1 protein-coding gene is annotated in these 508 nt (G+C 45.9%); it reads left to right on the top strand.

Annotated features, from left to right (window positions below):
• The coding region (locus SORDD16_RS09985; protein WP_128973516.1) for an amino acid permease at positions 1–508 on the top strand (508 nt) is incomplete at both ends.

The raw sequence follows: 508 nt of genomic DNA, 5'->3' as shown, positions 1-508 counted from the left end.
CCCAAGCTGGTCCTTTGGGAGCTATTTTGTCCTATTTGATCGGAGCAGTCGTTGTTTATTTGGTTATGTTGTCGCTAGGTGAACTAGCAGTAGCTATGCCGGTGACAGGCTCATTTCATACGTATGCGACCAAATTCATCAGTCCCGGAACTGGTTTTACCGTAGCATGGCTCTACTGGCTTTGCTGGACGGTAGCCTTGGGGACGGAATTTTTGGGAGCAGGACTTTTGATGGGCCGTTGGTTTCCAGATATTCCTGCTTGGATTTTCGCGACCATCTTTGCCCTTGTCATTTTTGGGTTAAATGCCCTTAGTGTGCGATTTTTTGCTGAGGCAGAGTTTTATTTTTCTAGCATCAAAGTGATCGCCATTGTTCTCTTTATTCTCTTGGGGCTTGGGGCTATCTTTGGTGTCCTTCCCTTAGCTGGTCAGTCTGAAGCTCCCTATTTCAGTAATCTAACCAGTCATGGAGCCTTTCCTAATGGAATCATGGCTGTTATTTCTGTCAT

This window comes from Streptococcus oralis (assembly GCF_001578945.1).
Classification (GTDB): domain Bacteria; phylum Bacillota; class Bacilli; order Lactobacillales; family Streptococcaceae; genus Streptococcus; species Streptococcus oralis_Q.
The sequence above is the reverse complement of the archived record's forward strand: the minus strand, read 5'-3'. Positions and strand labels throughout refer to the sequence as shown.